The sequence below is a fragment of the Caecibacteroides pullorum genome (assembly GCF_019239235.1).
GTDB lineage: Bacteria > Bacteroidota > Bacteroidia > Bacteroidales > Bacteroidaceae > Bacteroides > Bacteroides pullorum.
In genome coordinates this window covers 1-941 of the sequence record NZ_JAAZTS010000057.1, presented here as the reverse complement: position 1 = coordinate 941, position 941 = coordinate 1, and the positions used below count along the sequence as shown (strand labels likewise).

The following is a 941-nucleotide window of genomic DNA, read 5'->3' as shown; positions in this document are numbered from 1 at the left end:
CCTGTTCGACAAGACTAATTTCAATGATGTCAAAGATCTATATAATCCCATTATTCCGGGGCTATTTGATTAATTGTTTAACTCGTCCCATTTTAACGGGACACTAGTGTCCTGAAACATATAATATCATGTTTGATGGATATGCCATAGGATTCATTTTATACTAAATAATAGTTAGAATTATGAAACGTACAATTTTTATTTCAGCACTTACATTGATTGGCACAGCAGCCTATAGCCAATCCTATAATGATTTCTTTACTACTTATAAAGACATTTCAACTCAGACAACACAAAAGAAACAGTCTTATGGTAGTAACAATAGCGGCAGCTATAATAATGGTATTACCCAGTATGATGTACTTGATGCCAATACATTCATACAAGATGTAGGTCCGCAGAATATTCAGATCGTCAATGGAATATATCTTTATGCAGGACAGTTTTATTCAGTCAAGTTAAAAATTGGAGTGTCAGGAACAAACAAGAATCAAATTATGGTTTGTGCATATTGGGATGGACAAATATGGAATAATATAACTTATTATGCTTCACCAATAGGATATGATGCGCCAGAACAAATTAGACGTGCCTGTGCATATCAAGTTTATATTGAAACCTTGGGGACAGTTTATTTCTAAAGAATTATAGTATAAAAATATATTATTTTTACTACTTTTGTCTTAGTCAACAGAAACGAATCTTCTCAAATATTTTACATTATTGGTAAAGATCATTTTCTATAGTTATCTTAAACGATAAAAGGCATATGCGAATAGCTATATAAGCCTGTAAATGAGAAAATTGATCAAAATGAATGATTAATAAATTTAATCACTACTGTCCCGTAAAAGTTGATAAATAGTTCTTTGAAATTATTGAAATATAGTCAATTACGTGGTTTCTTGAGATGAAACGGACTTGATTTTGCAACTTTGCAG

General features: G+C 31.0%; 1 protein-coding gene. It reads left to right on the top strand.

All coding sequences use genetic code 11. From position 1 onward, the window contains the following. Positions 1 to 182: 182 nt before the first annotated feature. Complete coding sequence (locus HF894_RS15050; protein WP_204973461.1) at positions 183 to 641, top strand: hypothetical protein; 459 nt, start codon at positions 183 to 185, stop codon at positions 639 to 641. Positions 642 to 941 lie beyond the last annotated feature (300 nt).